This window comes from Microvirga alba, from assembly GCF_015694465.1.
GTDB lineage: Bacteria > Pseudomonadota > Alphaproteobacteria > Rhizobiales > Beijerinckiaceae > Microvirga > Microvirga alba.
Genome location: NZ_JADQDO010000011.1, coordinates 74,424 through 95,518, shown reverse-complemented (window position 1 = coordinate 95,518; position 21,095 = coordinate 74,424). Strand labels below are relative to the sequence as shown.

Annotated in this window: 16 protein-coding genes and 1 pseudogene; 11 read left to right on the top strand and 6 right to left on the bottom strand. The window is 60.9% G+C overall.

The window, feature by feature from the left end:
• Positions 1-38 precede the first annotated feature (38 nt).
• Both I2H38_RS18215 and I2H38_RS18210 read left to right on the top strand, forming a co-directional pair.
• Positions 39-791, top strand: coding sequence for an IclR family transcriptional regulator (locus I2H38_RS18215; protein ID WP_196273300.1), 753 nt, complete (start codon positions 39-41; stop codon positions 789-791).
• 388 nt (positions 792-1,179) lie between these two features.
• Positions 1,180-2,004, top strand: a complete 825-nt coding sequence (locus I2H38_RS18210; protein WP_196273299.1) for a MipA/OmpV family protein — start codon at positions 1,180-1,182, stop codon at positions 2,002-2,004.
• Between the two features lie 23 nt (positions 2,005-2,027).
• Here I2H38_RS18210 and I2H38_RS18205 read toward each other — a convergent pair whose 3' ends face one another.
• Both I2H38_RS18205 and hpnK read right to left on the bottom strand, forming a co-directional pair.
• A complete protein-coding gene (locus I2H38_RS18205; RefSeq protein ID WP_196273298.1) occupies positions 2,028-3,056 on the bottom strand; it encodes a lysylphosphatidylglycerol synthase domain-containing protein in 1,029 nt (342 codons plus the stop codon).
• Positions 3,053-3,949 carry a hopanoid biosynthesis-associated protein HpnK gene (gene hpnK / locus I2H38_RS18200; RefSeq protein ID WP_196273297.1) on the bottom strand — a complete coding sequence of 299 codons (897 nt, stop codon included), beginning with the start codon at positions 3,947-3,949 and terminating at the stop codon, positions 3,053-3,055. Before hpnK ends, I2H38_RS18205 begins: the two co-directional genes overlap by 4 nt.
• Positions 3,950-4,527: 578 nt before the next feature.
• Here hpnK and I2H38_RS18195 point away from each other — a divergent pair.
• The 8 genes and pseudogenes from I2H38_RS18195 to I2H38_RS18160 form a co-directional block, all read left to right on the top strand.
• A pseudogene (locus tag I2H38_RS18195) lies at positions 4,528-4,943 on the top strand (1-deoxy-D-xylulose-5-phosphate synthase N-terminal domain-containing protein); the annotation flags it as partial.
• A gap of 304 nt (positions 4,944-5,247) precedes the next feature.
• Complete coding sequence (gene hpnA / locus I2H38_RS18190; protein WP_196273296.1) at positions 5,248-6,273, top strand: hopanoid-associated sugar epimerase; 1,026 nt, start codon at positions 5,248-5,250, stop codon at positions 6,271-6,273.
• Positions 6,270-7,460 carry a glycosyltransferase gene (locus tag I2H38_RS18185; protein ID WP_196273295.1) on the top strand — a complete coding sequence of 397 codons (1,191 nt, stop codon included), beginning with the start codon at positions 6,270-6,272 and terminating at the stop codon, positions 7,458-7,460. The genes hpnA and I2H38_RS18185 overlap by 4 nt, the downstream gene beginning before the upstream one ends.
• Entirely contained in the window at positions 7,457-8,350 is an 894-nt protein-coding gene (hpnC, locus tag I2H38_RS18180) for a squalene synthase HpnC (RefSeq protein ID WP_196273294.1), read from the top strand. Before I2H38_RS18185 ends, hpnC begins: the two co-directional genes overlap by 4 nt.
• Before the next feature lie 8 nt (positions 8,351-8,358).
• Positions 8,359-9,180 (top strand): presqualene diphosphate synthase HpnD, encoded by an 822-nt coding sequence (gene hpnD / locus I2H38_RS18175; protein ID WP_229426784.1) that lies wholly within the window; start codon positions 8,359-8,361, stop codon positions 9,178-9,180.
• Positions 9,177-10,475, top strand: coding sequence for a hydroxysqualene dehydroxylase HpnE (hpnE, locus tag I2H38_RS18170; RefSeq protein WP_196273292.1), 1,299 nt, complete (start codon positions 9,177-9,179; stop codon positions 10,473-10,475). Before hpnD ends, hpnE begins: the two co-directional genes overlap by 4 nt.
• Entirely contained in the window at positions 10,472-12,424 is a 1,953-nt protein-coding gene (gene shc / locus I2H38_RS18165) for a squalene--hopene cyclase (RefSeq protein ID WP_196273291.1), read from the top strand. The genes hpnE and shc overlap by 4 nt, the downstream gene beginning before the upstream one ends.
• Entirely contained in the window at positions 12,421-13,137 is a 717-nt protein-coding gene (locus I2H38_RS18160; protein WP_324617432.1) for a phosphorylase family protein, read from the top strand. Before shc ends, I2H38_RS18160 begins: the two co-directional genes overlap by 4 nt.
• Here I2H38_RS18160 and hpnH read toward each other — a convergent pair.
• Together hpnH and ispH are read right to left on the bottom strand one after the other, a co-directional pair.
• On the bottom strand, positions 13,072-14,208 hold the full coding sequence (gene hpnH, locus I2H38_RS18155) for an adenosyl-hopene transferase HpnH (RefSeq protein ID WP_196273289.1): 1,137 nt from the start codon (positions 14,206-14,208) through the stop codon (positions 13,072-13,074). The two genes, I2H38_RS18160 and hpnH, sit on opposite strands and share 66 nt — an antisense overlap.
• Before the next feature lie 42 nt (positions 14,209-14,250).
• The gene (gene ispH, locus I2H38_RS18150) at positions 14,251-15,180 is read right to left on the bottom strand and encodes a 4-hydroxy-3-methylbut-2-enyl diphosphate reductase (RefSeq protein ID WP_196273288.1); all 930 of its coding nucleotides are present in this window, start codon (positions 15,178-15,180) and stop codon (positions 14,251-14,253) included.
• 287 nt (positions 15,181-15,467) lie between these two features.
• Here ispH and hpnN point away from each other — a divergent pair, with 287 nt between their 5' ends.
• The gene (hpnN, locus tag I2H38_RS18145; protein WP_196273287.1) at positions 15,468-18,068 is read left to right on the top strand and encodes a hopanoid transporter HpnN; all 2,601 of its coding nucleotides are present in this window, start codon (positions 15,468-15,470) and stop codon (positions 18,066-18,068) included.
• 15 nt (positions 18,069-18,083) lie between these two features.
• On the opposite strand, the gene hpnJ is transcribed toward hpnN, so the two are convergent.
• A complete protein-coding gene (gene hpnJ, locus I2H38_RS18140; protein ID WP_196273310.1) occupies positions 18,084-19,511 on the bottom strand; it encodes a hopanoid biosynthesis associated radical SAM protein HpnJ in 1,428 nt (475 codons plus the stop codon).
• Positions 19,511-20,659 (bottom strand): bacteriohopanetetrol glucosamine biosynthesis glycosyltransferase HpnI, encoded by a 1,149-nt coding sequence (hpnI, locus tag I2H38_RS18135; RefSeq protein WP_196273286.1) that lies wholly within the window; start codon positions 20,657-20,659, stop codon positions 19,511-19,513. The genes hpnJ and hpnI overlap by 1 nt, the downstream gene beginning before the upstream one ends.
• Positions 20,660-21,095 lie beyond the last annotated feature (436 nt).

Here is a 21,095-nt window from a genome sequence, read left to right as displayed (position 1 = left end):
GCTAATTTCCCGTCCGTCAAGCGGGATCGAGAGGGTTTATGAAATCGATCGATAAGGCCGTAGAGGCACTGAAACTCATGGTGAGTTCCGGCGGGGAGATCCGGGTGGGAGATACGAGTCGCCACCTGAAGGTGACCCGCAGCAGCGCATCGCGACTGCTTGCGTCCCTGGCACGAGGCGGCCTCCTGGAGCAGGACCCAGTGACCCAACGCTATCGGGCGGGCATTCTTGCCGTGCAGCTGGCGGGCGGCTTCCACCGACATTTCGATATTGTCGAGCAGGCACAAAAAGATATCGAAGACCTCGCGAGGCAAACCGAACATACGGCCTGGCTGGGCGTGCTTTCTGGAAATGAGGTCGTGGTGCTAAAGACGGCGCGCGGCTCGCAGCCCATCCAGTTTTCGGTCGAGCCGGGCCACCGGCTGCCTGCGCATGCTGCGGCCATGGGGAAGGCGCTTCTCGCGTTGAAATCCGACGGTGAGGTGCGCGAGGCATTCGCGCCATCGCTCAATCCGGTGACGAAGCAGACAGTCGGCTCCATCGATGATTTGCTATCGGAGCTCTCCATCACGCGCCTTCGTCGCTACGCGGTCTCGAGTCAGGAGCTCTTCGAAGGCGTCAAGTCCGTGTCCGTCGCGTTCGAGGATGCGCAAGGAATGGCGGTCGCAATCAGCGTTTCGTATCCGCTGTTTGCGGTAAAGAGCACGAGCGACCAGCCAATCATCGACGCACTCCTGCTGTTCGCGCACGGTTTTGGGTCGCGTGTGGGGGATCGCCGCTGGATGAGCTGATGGCGGTTCGAGAACGTCCGGCCTCTCCCGCAGCCAGTTGCGATGCGGCGAGAGGCGGGGTACGCCCCTCGCTCGCGCGGCCGGACGAGATAGTAATTCCCAGCGCTATCCATGAAGAGATCCGGCGCTGGGACCAGCTCTCTGCGCCGAGCCTCCTCGATGATCGAGACGGTTCATATGATGCGCAGACGCCAGGCGAAATTTGCCTTTGATCCCAATTGGCAGAGCAATTCGAAATCCTCGCCGAATGAGCCCACGATACCAGGGGCCCGTTTGACCCAACGGAATTTTCCAACAGATCAGATATAATTCCTTATAGCCTGATACAATTCCGTAAAATGTGTTATCATTCTTGGCCCAATTCGTGGGCTGGCTAAGGGGGCCAATTATGCACTCTAAGGTGCGCCTGATCATTTGTTCTCTTGCAGCGGGCGTAGCTTCGCCGGCTTTCGCTGCGGACATCAAGACGGTCCCCGCTCAGAGCACCCCGGTCAACCCAACCGGCTGGATCATCACGCTCACAGGCTACGGCGAAGTCGGACCGAGATACCCTGGCTCAGATAAGTTCTCCGTGTTCGGATACCCGTCGATCGACTACCGTCGTGTCGGCGAGCCTGCCCGCTGGAGCGCCCCTGACGATGGCATCGATTTCGCTGTTCTGGACTGGCCTAATTTCCGCGCTGGCCCCGTGGTCAGGTTCGAAGGCGGCCGGTACTATGGGTCGGAGCGGCAGCTTTTCGGCCTGCGGAAAGTCAATTGGTCTATTGAACCGGGCCTGTTCGCTGAATATTGGCCCGCAAACTGGCTGCGGGCCCGTGCTGAGGTTCGCTACGGCGTCAATGGATACGATGGGTTCGTCGGAGATTTAGAAGTCGACCTCGTGCGGCGAGAGGGCCTTTATACCTTCTCTATTGGACCGCGCGTGTCGTTTGGAGATTCCAATTTCGCGCGGGCTTACTTCTCTGTAACCCCGTTTGAGGCGTCGCTGAACGGTCTCGTCACGCCTTTCAAGGCAAAAGGCGGTGTCACGTCCGCTGGCGTCCTTGCTTCGGCATCATATGCGTGGTCGGAGCAATGGACGACGACTGTCTATGCCGGCTATCGGCGTCTCATCGGTGATGCTGCCGACAGTCCTATCACCCGGCGTCTCGGTTCTGCCGATCAATTTCTCGTCGGTGCAAGCCTCTCATACTCGTTCGTGTTCGCCCCGTAGGAATTCAGGCAGATCACTCCGCTTCAGCGTCGCGATCGTTCTCCCCCCTGGTTGGCCAAACCCGGTTCACCAGCCTCAGTGGCAGGGACATGGAGGCGTGCACGCCTCCATTCCAATAGCCCCCATAGCAGGGCCGCCGGTCCGCCGAGAACCAAGTCCCGGACCCTGAAGATCAACGACATGGCAAGCGCGCTTGGGGCATCGAGGCCGACGGCCGCGCCAACCAGAATGAAGGCTCCCTCTTGGATACCTGTGCCCCATGGCACAAGGTAAAAAGCTCCCCGCGCCGCATGAACGAGGCTGTCGATCAGCAGCGCAGCTCCAAGACCTAGCGGCCGATCGAGTTCGTGCGCGATGACCCAGATCTGAAAAGCACTTGCAACCCATGCCATGAGATGGACGGCAACGGAGGCGCACATCGCCCAGCGCCGGCCATGAAGCTCCCGAAGCGCCGCCGCGAGACCCGCCGGAACAGCCACGCCACCAAGGCCAAGCAAGATCGCGAAACGGTCTCCAACCCAATAGACAAGTCGACGCGCACTGCGGTGGCGGACAGCCCAATATAGGATCAGAATCGGAACGATGCCCACGGCTGCCATGCCAGCCCAACGCACCATTTCGCCCCAACCGACATAGTATGACAGCAGAACCAGGCCGATGCTGATGTAAAGCGCCAAGGCCAGCGTCTCCGCCGCGATATCCAGAAGTATACTTGCTCCTGCCGCAAAGCCGTTCATGCCGAAGAGAATGAGAATGCGCGTGCCGACGGCCTCACCGAGGCCTGGCACGATACTGGCGAGGCTCGTGGTGCCGTCCCGCACGATCCGTGCGGCGAAACACGCGCCATAGCTCATTCGAACGGTCAACAACCACCATGCGGTGGCACAAAGGCCCATCGCAAGAGTCTGGAGCAGGCAAATCAAGGCGAAGCCGGGCCACCCGACTTGATCGAGCGCTCTCCAGATCTGACCCAGCCCTGCCCAAGCGATCAGGCACAGAAAAGCGATCGCGCCGAGGAGGGGGAATAGGATCGAGAGCCGGGACTTCCTCATGAGCCGGCTCCTTCGGACAAATCCTGGAAGCGAATGAGGTACGTGTCCATCCTGTCCCTAAAGGCCGCGACCACTTCGGAATCAGTCAAGGCCGCAAGTTCATCGCCAGGGCGCCAGAATGCAGGCGGGGCAAACGGAGACACCGGCGATCCGCTGACCGCTGGATGCATTCCAATCTCGGTCACCCCAGACGGAAGATTGGTCGCGATGCCCAAAAGGCACGACCGGTCCATCGCGCCTGCGTCATAGAGGCCAAAGAACCAGTCATTGAATGCGAGATTGGATTGTCGCAGGTGCCGCTTCATGTGCTTGGTGAGCCCGCGATGGGCGGCAGCTCTCAGCAGTCTCTCCCCGAAACGGCGCCGCCCGGCCGCGCGCCACGATGACAAAACCGGTTCATGAGGGACCCGGATGGGGACCCGCGCCGACGCTACCGCCATTTCTTGGGTGAGGATGTGGAGAATCGAAGGGTGCTGATGGAAGTGCCAGTGCCCATCAACGTGGTCGAGGACGAGCCCCGATTTCCGGAACAGATCAAGTTGCGCACTGATCTCAGCACGCACTTGCCCTTGAACACGACGCGAAAAAGCGATCCGGGTGCCAACCCGCCAGGGGGCACTATGCAGGACCTGTCGCGCACGCGGGGCTAGCAGATCGGGGATATCGGAGCGACCAAGCGCGGACGGGCCACCAATCAATGTCAGATGCAAACCCACTCCGAGCCCCGGCATCCGCCGAGCCCTTCTGACCGCATCGTCGGCCGCGTCCCCCGTCACCATGAGACTTGCGCATGTGAGAATACCGTTTCGATGCGCCAACTCGACGGCCTCGTTGACCGCGAGCGACATTCCGAAATCGTCCGCGGTGACGATAACTCTGCTCGCACCGGACATCAGTGCGCACCCGCCGTGCGCAGGGAGACGACCGCCGCAACAGAGACCAAGATACCAACGACAAAGCTGATCCCGGTTGATCTTTCGTACAAGGCCTTTGCCTTCCCATCGGTGGGCTTGCTGCCGTGCTTGACCGGCCTTGACAGGCTAAGGCTGCCAATCCCCAAATCTGTCGTATGTTTGAGTCTAGGTCGGATCGATCAGCTGTCCATGCGAAGCGAGAAATCGCCGCTCATCTGAACCGAAAGCGATCCATCGCGCTGATGGGGCAGCATCAGCGCCGAGCCTCTCTTCATCGCGGGACCTTCAAGCTAGACAGTCAGCGGTGTTCCCGCTGAGCCTGTGGTCGTCCCACCCCATTCACGCGACCCACATTTCCTTCTGCAAGCTATGGCGGAAGGCAAAGCCCTGACTGGCATTCTCCACCGAAACCAACGGGCGGGCATCAATGCCGCCTCCCAAAGCTAAAGTGACCTCTCCATAAGAACCACACCTCGTAATGGGCAGGTGCCGTATCGTTTTAGAGCGATGAGGTATAATATCATCCTTTGTGTCGGTTGTGAGTGGAAGCCGAATGCATGGCGAAATCCCTCCTCAAAATTCTGCACACGACAGCGGATCTTCACCAGCTTCCCGAAACCCAGCTGCGGCAGGTGGCGGATGAGTTGCGGACCGAGATCATCAGCGCCGTTTCCGTGACCGGCGGGCATCTCCGTGCGGGATTTGGGGTCGTGGAGCTGACGGTCGCCCTGCATTATGTGTTCGACACGCCGCGCGACCGGTTGATCTGGGATGTCGGGCATCAGGCCTATCCGCACAAGATCCTCACCGGCCGCCGCGACCGCATCCGCACTTTGCGGCAGGCGGGCGGGCTGTCCGGCTTCTCAACGACAACGACATGTCGATTGCGCCGCCGACCGGTGCCATGTCGTCCTACCTCGCCCGGCTCGTCTCCGGCGGCACCGATCGGGGCTTCCGTGCTGCAGCTTCTCGCGGACAAGGGCGCGCTCGATCGCGGCACGGTGAAGGTCCGCGCCATGGTCCTGCCGGACACGTTCCTCGACCACGACAAGCCGGAACGCATGTACGCAACCGCCGGTCTCGACGCAGCCGGGATTATCGCCAAGGTGTTCGAGGCGCTCGGCCGGGAAGGCAGATTGCATAAACGGTTGAAGGCTTGAGCCGGAGCGGAGGAGCCCACGTGCTGCTCAGAATGGGAAATCACCCCCGATCTTCACCTGGAGACACACTCGCCAGAGTTTTTCCTGTTTCCTATCTGCTTGTTCGTGCCGGACGTCATGGGTGACGATTTCGGCCCCCCTCCATCCGTCGTCGGCCCGATCCTGATCACGGGTGCGAGCGGCTTCCTTGGCTCGGCGCTGGTCGAAGCCTTCTATATGGCGGGCTATCCGGTTCGCGCGCTTGTACGCGCTTCAAGCCCACGCGCGAACTTGCCGAAGGACGGAATCGCCATAGTACAAGGGGATATTTGCGATCGCGCCTCTATCGCAGCGGTCATGCACGGCGTGAGCTACGTCGTTCATGCGGCGGCGGACTACCGACTCTGGGCCCGTCGCCCGGACGACATCATCCGCACCAATGTGGAGGGCACGAGGATCGTCATGGAGGAAGCGATGCGCGCCGGGGTGGAGCGTGTCGTGTACACCAGCAGTGTCGCCACCCTCGCGATCAACCGAGACGGCACACCCGCCGACGAAAGCCGGCCCTTGTCGGAATCGGCCGCTGTTGGCGCCTATAAGCGGAGCAAGGTGATGGCCGAGCGCCTTGTTCAGGACATGATCGATCGCGACGGATTGCCTGCGGTCATTGTCAATCCATCGACTCCCATCGGGCCCCGGGACGTGAAACCCACCCCAACCGGTCGGATCATTGTCGAAGCAGCCTCGGGGCGGATGCCGGGCTTCGTCGATACGGGCCTCAACCTCGTTCACGTGGATGACGTCGCAGCAGGCCACCTCGCCGCCATGCACAACGGGCAGATCGGCCAGCGCTATATCCTCGGCGGCGAAAATGTCCTCCTCTCGGCGATGCTGGCGGATATTGCCGCCCTGGTCGACCGCTCTCCGCCCGTCCTCAAGCTGCCCCGCGGCTTGATCTACCCTTTAGCCCTGGGTGCGGAAGCCATGGCGCACCTCACAGGCCGCACTCCCTTTGTCACCCTTGATGGCCTCCGCATGGCGCGCCATCGCATGTTCTTCACGGACACGAAGGCGCGAAACGAACTCGGATACACGACAAGGCCCTATCGGGAAGGTCTCGCCGATGCCATCGCGTGGTTCCGTAGCTCCGGTTACCTGCGATGAACGCCGCCGCAATCCTGGTGAGTGCCGCGTCGCTTGCAGCGTGGCTCTACCTTCTGTGTGGTCGGGGTCATTTCTGGCGTTCGGTCGACCGAGACGACGCTTTGATCCCATCCCAGGGGAGGGTGCTCATGGATGGGTGGCCCAGCGTGGTTGCGGTGGTCCCGGCCCGCGACGAGGCCGGTCTCATCGCCACCAGTGTTGGCTCCCTGTTGCAACAGGACTATCCGGCTCGCTTCGATGTCGTTCTCGTGGATGACCGGAGCACCGACGGCACGGCTGCCGTCGCCAGTGAGACAGCCGTGCGGATGGGTGCAGCAGAACGCCTGACCATCATTCAGGGCGCCGATCCGCCACCTTCCTGGACAGGCAAGCTCTGGGCAATGGAGCAAGGGTTCGCGTATCTTGAAGCGCAGTCCGAGCCACCCGACTTCGTGCTCTTCAGCGATGCCGACATCGCCTATGATGCGAGCGTAGTCAGGCAGTTGGTCGAGGGGGCCTGCGCACGTCAGACCGTCCTGACCTCGCTGATGGTGAAACTGCGCTGTGAGAGCTTCGCCGAGCGCATGATCATTCCGGCCTTCATTTTTTTCTTCCAGAAACTCTATCCCTTTGCCTGGGTTAACAACCCAACTTACCGAACGGCCGCAGCGGCGGGGGGCTGCATGCTTGTGCATTGCGATGCGCTGCGACGCGCCGGGGGATTTCGGGCGATCCGAGGCGCGCTGATCGACGACTGCGCGCTCGGCGCCTTGCTGAAGGGGCAGGGGCCGATCTGGCTCAGCCTGACGGAGAACGCCGATAGCCTCCGGGCGGCGCCAACCTTAGGCGATATGCGCCGCATGGTGGCCCGTTCGGCCTACGCCCAGCTTCGCTACTCACCGTTGGCGCTCTTCGGCGCAGTGCTTGCGATGGCGGTGGTCTATATAGCACCACCATTGCTCGCGGTCCTCGCAGGAGGAATGGCCCGTGGATTCGGCCTCGCCGCGTGGGGGCTGATGACCTGGGCGTTTGTACCGACACTCCGATTTTACAAGGTAAATCCAGTGCGGGCTCTGGCCCTCCCTGTGATCGCCTCCATGTATATTTTGTTCACCCTGGACTCGGCACTCCAGCACTGGCGGGGAAGGGGTGGCGCATGGAAGGGGCGCTTTCAGGCGGCCGCATCGAGAGGCATGACCGAACGATGATCAGGGTATCGGGAGTTTGCTCGGGCAAGTCGCATCCGGGAAAATTGCATCGCGAAGAGAATTTTCCTGTCGCATCGCGCCTCATTCATCCGAGAAATCGTGGTCCCATCCTGGCCTTCTATCGCTTCGTTCGTGCGGCGGACGACATCGCGGACGATCCTAACCTCGCAAGGGACAAGAAGCTTAGGCTCCTGGACTCGCTGGAGCGAGGGCTGACCGGATCCCGGCCCGCCAGTCCCGAGGCGGAGCCTTTGCGAATTTCGCTCGCGGAGCGCGGCCTTTCGCCTCGTCACGCCCTGGACTTGATCGAGGCGTTTCGCATCGACGTTTGTAAGACCAGGTACAGAGATTGGTCCGAACTCATGGGCTATTGCACGCTTTCCGCAATGCCCGTCGGCCGTTTCGTCCTCGACGTGCACGGTGAGGCGCGAGACACGTGGCCGGCATCCGACGCGCTCTGCGCGGCGCTGCAGATCATCGATCACCTTCAGGATTGCGCAAAGGACTACCGAACTCTCGATCGCGTCTACTTGCCGGTCAACGCGCTTAGCGCTTTCGGCGTTGGCGTGGAGGCGCTCGGCGCCCCACGCGCTAGCCCGGAACTACGCGCTTGCTTGACCGATCTCGGGCATCGTACCGCACTGCTTGTGCAGGACAGTGCAAACCTGACGACTCTTGTTGCGGATGCGCGTCTTAGCCTTGAGGTAGCCGCAATACGAAGACTTGCCCTAACCCTTCTGGATAGGTTGAAGCGACGCGACCCCTTGAGCGAGTCTGTGCATCTCGGCAAGGCTGGTTTCGCGCTTACAGCCGCGGCCGGGGTGGCGCAGGGCCTCTTTGCCCGTGCGGTCGCCGGAAATCCGGCGCGGCTCTTGAGGGACGGACGATGATAACCGTGATGGCAAACGGTAATGGGACCGGTCCAGCCGCTGGCAGCTCGTTTTGCACGGCCATGAGAATTCTGCCGCGGATCCGTCGTGAGGCAATGTATGCGGTGTACGCGTTCTGTCGCGCCGTCGACGACGTCGCGGACAGCGACGAGCCCTTCGTCGACCGCATTCGTGAACTCGAGAGCTGGCAAGCAGGGGTCGATGCTCTATTCAATGGCAACGCGCCGGAGCGGCTCTCGGCTCTCGTCGCGCCTGTTCGCACCTTCGAACTTCAGCGCCGCGATTTTGATGCCATCATCGACGGAATGATGATGGATGCGAGCGGCAATCTCAGGGCGCCGGACTGGGCGCTCCTCGATCTCTACTGTGATCGCGTGGCGAGTGCGGTCGGGCGGCTTTCGGTGAGGATATTCGGGCTCGACAACACTCATGGTGATGCACTCGCACACCATCTTGGACGAGCGTTGCAGCTGACCAACATTCTGCGAGATCTTGACGAAGACGCAGCCCTCAGCCGCCTGTACCTGCCAAAGGAAGCCCTCGTCGAAGCGGGCATCGGCCATTTCGAACCGAAATCCGTTTTGAGCAACCCAAAGCTCGGAGAAGCGTGCGCCCGTGTAGCCGAACGCGCGACCATCTATTTCTCCGAAGCAGATCGGATCATGGCCGATTGCCCTCGTGCTTTGGTACGCGCGCCCCGCATGATGGCGGCAGCGTATTTGTCCATTCTCGACAAACTCCTCGCGCGCGGATGGAGCCCGCCGCGTGAGCCTGTCCACGCGGATCGCGTGCGCCTGGTTGGAGCGCTCCTACGCTACGGCCTCATATGACGGACGGGGTCGTCCACATTATCGGGGCAGGTCTTGCGGGTCTGAGCGCAGCAATACGTTTGGTCGAAGCTGGATACCCGGTCGCGGTCTACGAGGCGGCCAAGATCGCGGGTGGCCGATGTCGTTCCTACTTCGATCCGGCTCTCGGGTGCACGATCGACAACGGAAACCACCTTGTCCTATCCGGCAACTGGGCAGCGCTTGATTTTCTGGCCCGCATTGGCGCGCATCCCGGACTCAGTGGGCCGCCGGAAGCCGCTTTCGCGTTCGTCGATCTCGCGAATAATGAACGCTGGACACTGCGGCCGAACAACGGCCGGCTACCCTGGTGGATTTTCGATGCGAAGCGCCGGGTGCCGGCCAGCCGGGCCTGGGATTATCTGACCTCCGTAAAGCTCCTATATGCGCCACCGTCGGCGTTCGTCAGCGAGGCCGCGGCGTGCTCCGGATTATTATTTGAGCGTCTGTGGCGACCGGTGCTTTTAGCGGCCCTCAACACCGAGCCGAGCGAAGCCGACGCGGGGCTCGCAGCGCAGATCCTGCGCGAAACGCTGGCAGCGGGCGGGCAGGCTTGCCGGCCGCTGATCGCTACGGCTGGTCTTTCTGCGACCTTCATCGACCCGACACTTCGATGTTTAGCCAGAAAGCAGGTGTCTGTATTTTTCGGACAGCGTCTGCGCCAAATCGACCTGACAGGAGGACGTCCCCGGCGGCTTGTTTTCGGAGAGGTAGAAATTGAGCTCGGATCTCGCGATACCGTTATCCTCGCAGTCCCGTCTTGGGCGGCAGCAGGGCTTATTCCCGAACTGCACGTGCCCAGCGGCTCCCGTGCAATCGTCAATGCTCATTTCCGGATAGAGCCACCTCCGACTCTTCCGCCGATCCACGGCATCATCAATGGGTTGGCGGAATGGCTCTTTGCTTATCCTGGCCGCCTCTCTGTCACGATCAGCAGCGCGGATGGCCTGTTGAATCATCCCCGAGAGGATCTCGCGGAAGCGATCTGGCGTGATGTCTCGACTCTGACCGGGCTTCCTCCCGATCTTCCGCCCTGGCAAATCGTGAAGGAGCGCCGCGCGACCTTCGCGGCAACTCCAGCCGAGGTCGCTCGCCGTCCATCCGCGCGAACGCGCATTCCTGGCCTTGTCCTTGCCGGCGATTGGACCGCGACGGGGCTGCCGGCGACCATCGAAGGCGCCATCCGGTCAGGCTATATGGCCGCCTCGGTCGTCGCGGGCACATCTGCGGTGAAAAATCTTCATGCCGCCACATCAACACGCCAGCATCACGCATGACCGAAACCTCGCTCCTCCCCCTCGAATGGTCGGCGGATGAGATCGAACTGCAGATTGCGGTGGCGACCCAGGCACTCGTCGCCTGTGCCCGGGCCGACGGCCACTGGTGTTTCGAACTTGAGGCGGATGCGACCATTCCGGCCGAGTACATTCTTCTGAAGCATTACCTCGGCGAAACGATGGATTCCGCGCTGGAAGCCAAGATGGCTTCCTATCTCCGCGGCACTCAGACTCGCGAGGGAGGCTGGCCTCTATTCCACGGCGGCCCATTCGACATGAGCGCCAGCGTGAAGGCATATTTCGCACTCAAAATGGTTGGGGATGCGCCAAACAGTGCGCATATGCTTCGGGCGCGCGAGACGATTCTCGCTCATGGGGGAGCCGCGAAGAGCAATGTCTTCACGCGGGCTTTTCTGGCGCTCTACGGCGAGATCCCTTGGCGGGCCGTTCCGGTCATGCCCATCGAAATCATGCTTCTGCCGAGCTGGTTTCCTTTCCATCTTTCAAAGATCTCATACTGGGCTCGCACCGTTCTCGTCCCCCTCATGGTTTTGCAGGCGTTGAAGCCGAGGGCGCGCAATCCGCGCGGTATCGGCATAGGCGAACTTTTTATCGTGCCACCAAGCAAGGTGCGTGACTGGCCAAAGGGAGCGCATCAGACATCACCCTGGACCCGGTTTTTCCAAGGGATCGATGCCACTCTCCGCCGCGCCGAGCGCTTCTTTCCGAAAGGCCTTCGCCAGCGAGCCATTCAATCCGCCGTCGTTTTTGTCGAGCAGCGGCTGAATGGCAGCAATGGGCTCGGCGCCATTTTTCCGGCCATGGCCAATGCCGCGATGATGTTCGATGCCCTCGGCTATCCGGCCGACCAGCCGCATGTCGTGACTGCGCGCAAAGCGCTCGAAGGTTTGGTCGTCGTGAGGGAACAGGAAGCCTTTTGTCAACCATGCCTGTCACCGGTTTGGGACACGGCGCTTGCATGCCACGCCCTGCTTGAGGTCGGGGGCAAGGAAGCGGAAGCGAAAGCGCTTCAAGGTCTAGGCTGGTTGAAAGAAAGACAAATTCTCGACGTGGCGGGAGATTGGGCTGTGACTCGTCCTCAGGTACGGCCAGGTGGTTGGGCCTTTCAATACGCCAACCCTCACTATCCCGATGTCGATGACACGGCGGTGGTTGTGATGGCAATGCACCGCGGAGACCCAGCTGCCTTCGAGGAGTCGATCACCCATGGTCGCGAGTGGGTCTCGGGCCTGCAGAGCCGCAACGGCGGCTGGGGTGCCTTCGATGTCGATAACACCTACGAGTACCTCAACCACATCCCCTTTGCCGATCATGGAGCGCTCCTCGATCCGCCGACCGCCGACGTGACCGCACGCTGCGTGTCGATGCTCGCTCAACTCGGTGAGACATCGGAAACCAGTCCGACGCTCGCGCGCGGTATCATGTACCTCTTCGCGACGCAGGAGACGGACGGGAGTTGGTTCGGCCGCTGGGGCATGAACTACATTTATGGGACCTGGTCGGCTCTCTGCGCCCTTCGCGCGGCAAAGATCCACACGCATTCAGGGGCGGTGCGCCGCGCGGTGAAATGGCTTGTCGAGATTCAGAACCCCGACGGGGGGTGGGGCGAGGACGGTGATAGTTACCACCTCGATTATCGAGGTCATCAACCCGCACCAAGCACGGCATCACAGAGCGCATGGGCACTCTTGGCCCTTATGGCTGCGGGCGAGGTCAAGCACCCAGCTGTCTCTCGGGGCATTGAATATCTGAGACGCACACAAGGGCCGGATGGATTCTGGCATGAGGAGCGCTTCACAGCGACAGGCTTCCCGCGAGTCTTCTACCTGCGTTACCACGGATACCCGAAGTTCTTCCCTCTATGGGCGCTTGCGCGCTACCGCAATTTGACGCGCGGGGGCGACGACACCATGGGGTTTGGGATGTGACCTCTGATCTCCCGCTGCCGATTCTCGTCGTGACCGGACTGCGCCGCGAGGCGCGGCTTGTCGCCGGCCCCAACATCACCATCATTGCCTCAGGCGGTTCCCCGGGACGGCTGAGGATAGCTCTCGATGAGCTTAAGCCTGCCTACCGGGCAGTCATCAGCTTTGGGATTGCCGGCGGTCTGGATCCGACTCTCGTAGCAGGCGACGCGGTTGTCTCTAGCGGCGTTGTTGCGGTGGGCGCAAGGTGGGCCGCGCACCCCGGAATAGTTCAGGACTGGGCTCGATGTTTGTCGAGGAGTCGCCGGCGTGTGATCCTCGCTGAAATTGCCGGTGTTGATGCCCCGGCTCTGACACCCACAGACAAGGCTACCTTGCGCTCCGCAACCGGAGCTGCTGCTGTCGATATGGAATCCCATATTGCGGCTGCCTTCGCGGCCGCTCACGGAATTCCATTTGCCGCCATCCGGACCATCTGCGACCCAGCCGATCGCGCGCTTCCTTTATTTGTGGGAGAGGCGCTGCACCCGAGCGGGAGCATCAACCTGAAGGCTATTCTGACGGAGGCCGTAAGAAGCCCCATGCAGCTGGCTACGCTGCCGCGCCTGGCGTGGGATGCGTCCGTCGCCCTCTCGAGCTTAGAGCGCTGTCTAATGCTTCTGGGGCCGGGTCTTAGACTCACCGGCCTCAGCAAGCCTTTCCGCGACATTCCGTGAGAATACGAACTGCGCTGGACGCTGCTCGCCCAGAGGGATTTCAGGCGCCATCGGCCTTTCCGTGCCAACCCCTCGCAGAGCCGTCCAAGCCGCCTTCCAGGGCCGTTGGACCGTGTCCAGGACGGCCGATGCCTCATAACCCGAATGGACCATGCAATCGGCACACTTTTCGTAATGACCCGTGCCGTAAGCGTCCCAATCGGTTTCTTCCATGAGTTCCCGATAGGTCGCGGCGTAGCCCTCGCCCAGGAGGTAGCAAGGGCGCTGCCATCCGAACACCGTTCGGGTGGGGTTGCCCCACGGCGTACAGTGATAGGTCTGATTACCCGCCAGAAAGTCGAGGAAAAGCGCGGACTGATTGAATGCCCACCTCTTGCCGCCTCGTCCGCGGCGGAAGATATCGCGGAACAGCTCCTTGGTGACCTTCCGATTCAGGAAATGCTGCTGGTCGGGCGCTCGCTCGTAGGCATATCCCGGCGAGACGGTAATTCCGTCAATTCCGAGCCCCATAACACTATCGAAGAAGGCTGCAACCCGCTCCGGGTCAGCTCCCTTGAAAAAGGTGCAGTTGATGGTGACACGAAAGCCTTTGGCCCGGGCCAGCCGGAGCGCAGCGACAGCGCGATTGTACACGCCTTCCTGACACACCGAGCGGTCATGCATCTCCTCATCGCCATCGAGGTGAATGGACCACGTGAAATACGGGCTTGGCCGGTACTGGTCGATCTTCTTCTCGAGCAGCAACGCATTGGTACAGACGACGACGAATTTGCGGCGCGCGATTGCGCCCGCCACGATCTGAGGCAGACCCTTGTGTAAGAGGGGCTCGCCACCCGCCAGAACGACCACCGGCGCGCCACACTCGTCCACGGCCGCGAGACAATCCTCGACCGATAGGCGCTTGTTTAGGATCGCGTCGGGATAGTCTATCTTACCGCAGCCTGCGCAGGCGAGATTGCATCGGAAAAGCGGCTCGAGCATGAGCACAAGAGGGTAGCGCTTTCGGCCTGCGAGGTGCTGGCGGAGGATGTAGCTTCCGATCGAGACCACTTGTCGGACGGGTATCCCCACGGGCGACTCCTTGTTGAGCAGTGTTGCTACGGCAATTGCGTCTCAAACCGCCATGAGCTCCGCCGGCAGGCGAAAATTGACGGTTTCCTCAACCCCCGGGAGGATCGAAACCTCCACATGTCCGACAGCGCAGCGGAGCGCTTCGATAACATTCTCCACGAGGACTTCAGGTGCCGAGGCTCCGGCGGTCACCCCGACCACCTCAACGTGATCGAGCCAGCTTGGATTGATGTCCGAACCGTCGGCTACGAGGTAGCTCGGAATCCCCGCCTCTACCCCAATCTCAAGCAGGCGATTGGAATTAGAGCTATTACGCGCGCCGACAACGAGAATGAGATCGGCGATACGGCAGAGCTGCCGCAGAGCAACTTGACGGTTTTGCGTGGCGTAACAAATGTCTTTCGTGTCGGGACCGACCACATCAGAAAATCGATGCCTGAGCGCGGTGATGATCGAGCGCGTGTCGTCGACGCTGAGGGTCGTCTGGGTCACGTATGCTATGGGCGTGTCAGGCGGAAGGCCGAGCGACTCCACGTCGGCCAGATTCTGCACAAGATGGACGACACCTTCGACCTGCCCGAGCGTGCCTTCCACCTCAGGGTGCCCCGCATGACCGATCAGCACCAGCGTGCGCCGTTGCTCGACATAGCGCCGGCCCTGATTATGGACCTTGGTCACCAGCGGGCATGTCGCATCCAGAGCTGGTAATTGCCTCGCTTGCGCCTCCGCCATGACGGCACGAGGCACGCCATGGGCGCTGAAAATCACGACCGCCCCGTCCGGAACTTCGCTGAGATCATCGACGAAGCAGGCGCCCTTCCGCTCCAGGCTCTCGACAACGTAGCGGTTGTGAACGATCTCGTGACGGACGTAGACGGGAGCACCATACTTGATGAGTGCGCGTTCCACGATCTCGATCGCACGAACAACGCCAGCGCAAAAACCACGGGGCTGAGCGAGGATGATTTTCATATCCTATACTCTTATGCTCAAGGTTGAGCTCTGGTCACCGCCAAGATATCCAAGGTATCTGCTGTCGATCCTTGATCTTCAGACCTTCCACTTCAATTCGCGACCGAATAATCCAATTTACTTTGTAGGCAGGCCACCAACCGTGCCGCAACATATCGTAAGGATTATTGCGGAAGTGGCAGTGAATGTTGTCTGATCGTCGATGATACCACCCCAGTCACTATAGGGCGCTATAGTACTGAGGGAAGGCGCTTCACTTCTCATCGGGAGGGCATATCCAGATCCTGATGCCAAAATCCTTGATCGAGCGCGTCGTAGCACTGTGCATCCGTGGCCCGTGGCTGGTCATCGCTGTCGCGAGCGTCCTCACCCTGCTCAGCCTTTCCGTTGCGGTGAAGCGCTTCACGATCAACACCGATACGGCGCGGTTGATTTCACCATACGTGGCCTGGCGCCAGGACGAGATCGCCATCGACACGGCATTCCCGCAGCGTACGAATCCCATTGTCGCCGTCGTTGATGGAGAGACGCCCGAACTGGCCGATGAGGCGGCCGAGAGGCTCACCGCCGCGCTCATGCAGCATGGCGGCACCTTCCGCAGGGTGCGGCAACCGGCCAGCAATCCTTTCTTCGCCAAGAACGGCCTTCTGTTTTTGCCGATAGAGGAGCTCACCCGCACGACAGAAGCGCTTATTGCGCAGCAGGGCCTTCTCGAACACCTCGCCGTCGATCCAAGCCTGCGCGGCTTCTTGCAGACCCTGTCGTTCGGGTTACAGGGCGTTCAGGCAGGCCAGATGAAGCTTGACGAGCTAACCGGACCGATGACGGCCCTGTCTAACGTACTTGAGCGCGTGCTCGCAGGTCAGCCCGCCCGGCTCTCCTGGCGGACTTTGCTATCCGGCGGAAAAATCGGGGTAGGTGAGTTGAGGCGCTTTGTCCTGATCGACCCCATTCTCGATCACAGCGCGTTGCAGCCCGGCGCGGAGGCAACCGATCTCATACGGCGAACCGTGGGCGGCCTTGGACTGACGCCCGACCGCGGCGTACGCGTGCGTCTGACAGGCTCTGTTCCGATCGCAGACGATGAGTTCGGGACATTGGCGGAAAACGTCGTGCTCAACACGACTCTGACCCTCGCGGCCATTGGCCTCATCCTTTATTTCGCCCTCCGTTATGGACGGATCATCTTTGCCGTTCTGGCAACGCTTCTTGTGGGCATCATCGTGACAACCGGCATCGGTCTGCTGCTGGTCGGTGAATTCAACCTCATCTCGGTCGCGTTCGCTGCCCTGTTCGTGGGGCTCGGCATCGATTTCGGGATCCAGTTCACCATGCGTTACCGCGCCGAGCGCCATGCGCTGGACGATCTGCCAACAGCTCTTGTTGCTGCGGCGAGAGGCGTCGGCGGGTCGCTTACCTTGGCGGCGATCTCGCTTCTCGCGGGCTTCTTTTCTTTCTTGCCCACGGAGTTCCGAGGGGTGTCCGAGCTGGGGCTGATCGCCGGCATCGGCATGGTGATTGCCTATGTTGCAAACCTGACGCTGCTTCCGGCGCTCATCACCGTCCTTCGGCCACCGGCCGAACCAAGGTCCATCGAGACAACATCGCTGGCCACACTCGACCACTGGATTCATGACCATCGTCGCCTCGTGATCATGGCGACGTTTCTTGCGGTCACGGTCGGATCGCCGCTGCTGATCAACATCCCATTCGACTCCAACCCGATGAATCTGCGCGACAAGCATGTGGAATCTGTCGCGACATTCCTGGACTTGGCGAAGAGCCCCGAGACCACCCCGAACACCATCGATGTCTTGGCGCCATCCCTGCAGGATTCCGAGACGCTTGCCGCCAAGCTTCGGGCACTACCGGAAGTCTCGCGTACCATGACGCTTGCGAGCTTCATTCCGGACGATCAGGATCAGAAGCTCAGCGATATCCGCGAGGCGACTCTCAAACTCGCCCCGGCACTACACCCGACTGAAGTGATGACACCTCCAACGGATGCCGAAAATATCGCGACCCTGAGCCAGACCGCGACGATGCTGCGCGATGCTGCAGGGGCACGGGCCGGTCTGGCCGAGGATCAGGCCCGGCGTCTCGCGACTGTTCTCGATCAACTTGCCGCGGCTTCCCCTTCGAAGCGGAACGCCGCTGAAGCGGCGGTGTTCATCGATTGGCGCCGGTTTCTCGATCGGCTTCGCTTGCTCCTGAGTGCCGAGCCGATCACGCGCGAAAATCTCCCCCGTGATCTCGTGGCTGACTGGATCGCTGCAGATGGGCGCGCGAGGATCGAGGTTTTTCCGAAAGGAGAGGCCAACGACGATGTGGCGCTTGCCAAGTTCGCGAATGCGGTCCACGCGGTCGCACCTCATGCCACGGGAACCCCCATCGTGATCGTGGAATCCGGTCGCACGGTCGTCCGCGCGTTCATCGAGGCGGCGCTGTTTTCCCTGGTCGCGATTTTCTTGATCCTATGGGTCACGCTCCGAAGCCTGCGCGATGTCTCCCATGCTCTTGGCCCCCTCGTGTTGGCCACGATCCTGACGCTGGAGACGGCGTCTCTTCTCGGCCTTTCCCTCAATTTCGCGAACATCATCGCCTTGCCGCTCATGCTCGCCGTTGGGGTCGCCTTCCATATCTACTACATCATCGCCTGGCGGGCGGGGGTGTCCGACATGCTGGCTTCCAGCTTGACGCGGGCAATCTTCTTCAGCGCGCTCACCACTGGTATCGCGTTCGGCAGCCTCTGCTTCTCGAGCCATCCTGGAACAGCAAGCATGGGTTTACTTTTGGCTTTGTCGCTGTTCTTCACACTCCTTTCAGCCTTCATCGTGGTGCCGGCCTTCCTTGGCCCACCGCATGAAGCCAGCGATGCCGTGACATGACCGAGAAAGCGCGGGTCAGGTTGAGGTTTCGCCCCGATCCCGGAGAAAACGGAAGAACTCGACTCCCTCACGCAGGCGACGCCTCATCATCTCGGGACTTCGGACCATCTCTCCCACGATCGAAGCAATCTTGGGCGCACGGAAATAGAACCGTCGGTAGAATTGCTCCACCGACTCAAAAATCTCAGTGTGGCTGAGATGCGGGTAACTCAGGGCTGCAATTTGCGTCCCGTGGTCGGTCAGGAGTTCGGCATCGGTGTCATGAAGCCACCCGGTGTCCTGGGCCTGCCGGTAAAGGAAGGTGCCGGGGTAGGGTGCTGCCAATGAGACCTGTATCGTGTGCGGGTTGATCTCATTCGCGAAACGGATCGTCTCCTCGATTGTCTCCTTCGACTCGCCGGGTAAGCCAAGAATGAAGGTGCCGTGGATGACGATGCCGAGTTCATGGCAGTCCTTGGTAAAGCGACGGGCCACATCGACCCTCATCCCCTTTTTAATGTTGTGCAGGATCTGCTGGTTACCGGACTCATAGCCGACCAGCAGGAGACGCAGGCCGTTATCCTTCATGACCTTTAGTGTGCTACGCGGCACGTTCGCTTTTGCGTTGCAGGACCAGGTAAGTCCAAGCCTGCCGATTTCTCGGGCCAGCGCTTCAACGCGCGGAATGTTGTCAGTCAGCGTGTCGTCGTCGAAGAAGAATTCTTTGACTTGAGGGAAAGCCGCCTTCGCCCACGTGAGTTCTTCCATCACATGCCCGATGCTGCGGGTGCGGTAATGATGACCTCCGACGGTCTGAGGCCAGAGGCAGAACGTGCAACGGGACTTACAACCTCGCCCCGTATAAAACGAAATGTAGGGATGTTTGAGGTACCCGCCGAAATAGTTCTCGATCACAAGATCGCGTTTATAGACGGGCGTCACGAAGGGCAGGGTGTCCATGTTCTCGAGGATCGCGCGGTCGGGGTTGTGAACGATCACTCCTTCGTCATTGCGATAGGAGAGCCCATCGATGCGGTTCCAATCGCGGCCCTCGGCCACCTCCTTGATCGTGAAGTCGAACTCGTTGCGCGCGACGAAGTCGATGGCATGACACGCCTTCAGGCTTTCCTCCGGCTCAACCGCAACCTTGGCGCCGATGAGCCCGACCTTCAGGTCCGGATTCAGCTCCTTCAGTGCCTGCGCTGTCCTCACATCCGAGTTGAAGGACGGCGTCGAGGTATGCAGGACAAGAAGTTCGTATGTGCGCGCATAAGGGGCAATGTCCGCGAATGTGAGGCGGTGCGGCGGCGCATCGATCAGCTTACTACCATCGACCATTGCGGCGGGTTGGGCGAGCCACGTCGGATACCAAAACGAGCGGACCTCGCGCCGCATCTGGTAGCGAGCACCGGCGCCACCGTCGAAACCGTCGAAGGACGGCGCCTGAAGAAAAAGCGTCCGCATCATGGCGAGGCTGACCTCCGTTTAGGAACGAGGTTGGCTTTGGCTTCCATGCGGTAGCTGTGTCCCTTCCAGGTCACGCTCCGCCCGATGAAGCTCGCAATAAACACTGTGAAGGAAAGTAGGTCGCGGAACGGCAGGAGCCAGTACGGGTGGGGCACAAGGCCGAAAGCCCGCTCGATCCGCATGCAAAGCAAGATCCGAGAGGTGACCACAAGAAACACAGCCGCCGTGGCGGCTAAGCCACCGCCGAGGAGAACGGCCATCAGCGCCCACGGCAATCCGTGAGTGATGATCGAGGCTGCATGGCCGACAGGGTCGATGCTCCTGATGGTACGCGCCCACCGCAGCTCGTGCCCCCAGAGTTCCCCCCAGGAGCACTCGCCACAAACATGGCCTATGAGGAATGATGGAACTGCGACTTCGCCACCCTCTGAGCGAAGCGCTTCCCCCAGCACATAATCGTCCGCCATGTCGTTGGCGAAGACCTCCATACCTCCGATCCGGTTCAGGGTCTCTCGCCTGAGAGCGATCGTTGAGCCGAGGCACGGGCGCGCGAGTCGCAGAGCGAGACCGACGATTACATTCGGTAGAAAATGCGTATCGATGCCGAGAGCGGAGAGGCGGGACCAAATGCTTTGAGAGCCGAGGCCGTGATAGAGGCAAGTCACGCCGTTCACGCCGGAGCGTTCCAGTTCTGCGATGAGGCCCGCGACGTAGCCAGGTCCGACCCTTATGTCGCTGTCAGCGAGGATCACGACCTCATGCCGAATACAAGCGGCCATGTTGACGAGGTTTGAGACTTTGCGGTTCACCCCGTGCAGACGGGAATCCACGACAAGCTCGAGAGTATGTCCCGGGAATTTCGTCAATAGTCCCTTCACGGTGTCGATCGCCGGATCGCCAGGATCCTGGGTGCCGAAGATGATTTGTATCGCTCCGGAATAGTCCTGCGCGCAAAATGACGCCAGGTTCTCCATGAGCCCAGGCTCATCGCCGCAGAGTGGCTTCAGGATTGTCACCGAAGGGCTTTCAATCCGGGCCGGCGCCTTCCGTCGCGCGAAGCGCCCGACGAAAAGGGCCGCCGCTCCCGTGTGAAGGGAGCTCAGCCCTACTGCAATCAGGCAGACGATAATCGGCCAGGACCACATGCTAAAGTCACCGCCTCGTTTCGCCGCTGAATTCATCCGCGCGCTGTCGCAGACGGGTGCACCCGCCGGTTTTAAACGCGGCAGCGAACCCGGGGCGGTCGGTAGCAAGCCCTAAAACGCCTTGGCTGCGACCTGCGATGGACGACTGCCAGACGCGAGGGCCGTTGGGCTCGCGACCTTTGCATGATCTGTGCCGTGGCTCGACCGAGCGTAGGCGGTAGCCTGTTCGGGGCCGCCCCCGCTATTATTGATTGTAAATCGCGATGTCGGGAAGACAAGGCATCGAGGCGGGACCGTTCAGTCGGCTTTGTTGCCCGGATCACCTGAGGCATACATTGAGTTCACGCCCAACGTCCAAGCTCAAGCGACCGTGCGCAGGCTCAAGCGAAAGCGGAAGTACAACCAAACGGTATAGCTGATCCTTTCGGCCGGGAAG

Excerpts from the sequence above, each read along its gene's own strand:
- I2H38_RS18215 (WP_196273300.1), top strand. The coding sequence starts at position 39 with ATGAAATCGATCGATAAGGCCGTAGAGGCACTGAAACTCATGGTGAGT.
- I2H38_RS18205 (WP_196273298.1), bottom strand. The coding sequence starts at position 3,056 with ATGAGGAAGTCCCGGCTCTCGATCCTATTCCCCCTCCTCGGCGCGATC.
- hpnK (WP_196273297.1), bottom strand. The coding sequence starts at position 3,949 with ATGTCCGGTGCGAGCAGAGTTATCGTCACCGCGGACGATTTCGGAATG.
- hpnJ (WP_196273310.1), bottom strand. The coding sequence starts at position 19,511 with ATGCGGACGCTTTTTCTTCAGGCGCCGTCCTTCGACGGTTTCGACGGT.
- hpnN (WP_196273287.1), top strand. The coding sequence starts at position 15,468 with ATGCCAAAATCCTTGATCGAGCGCGTCGTAGCACTGTGCATCCGTGGC.
- ispH (WP_196273288.1), bottom strand. The coding sequence starts at position 15,180 with ATGAAAATCATCCTCGCTCAGCCCCGTGGTTTTTGCGCTGGCGTTGTT.
- shc (WP_196273291.1), top strand. The coding sequence starts at position 10,472 with ATGACCGAAACCTCGCTCCTCCCCCTCGAATGGTCGGCGGATGAGATC.
- hpnC (WP_196273294.1), top strand. The coding sequence starts at position 7,457 with ATGATCAGGGTATCGGGAGTTTGCTCGGGCAAGTCGCATCCGGGAAAA.
- hpnA (WP_196273296.1), top strand. The coding sequence starts at position 5,248 with ATGGGTGACGATTTCGGCCCCCCTCCATCCGTCGTCGGCCCGATCCTG.
- hpnD (WP_229426784.1), top strand. The coding sequence starts at position 8,359 with ATGGCAAACGGTAATGGGACCGGTCCAGCCGCTGGCAGCTCGTTTTGC.
- I2H38_RS18185 (WP_196273295.1), top strand. The coding sequence starts at position 6,270 with ATGAACGCCGCCGCAATCCTGGTGAGTGCCGCGTCGCTTGCAGCGTGG.
- hpnI (WP_196273286.1), bottom strand. The coding sequence starts at position 20,659 with ATGTGGTCCTGGCCGATTATCGTCTGCCTGATTGCAGTAGGGCTGAGC.
- I2H38_RS18210 (WP_196273299.1), top strand. The coding sequence starts at position 1,180 with ATGCACTCTAAGGTGCGCCTGATCATTTGTTCTCTTGCAGCGGGCGTA.
- hpnE (WP_196273292.1), top strand. The coding sequence starts at position 9,177 with ATGACGGACGGGGTCGTCCACATTATCGGGGCAGGTCTTGCGGGTCTG.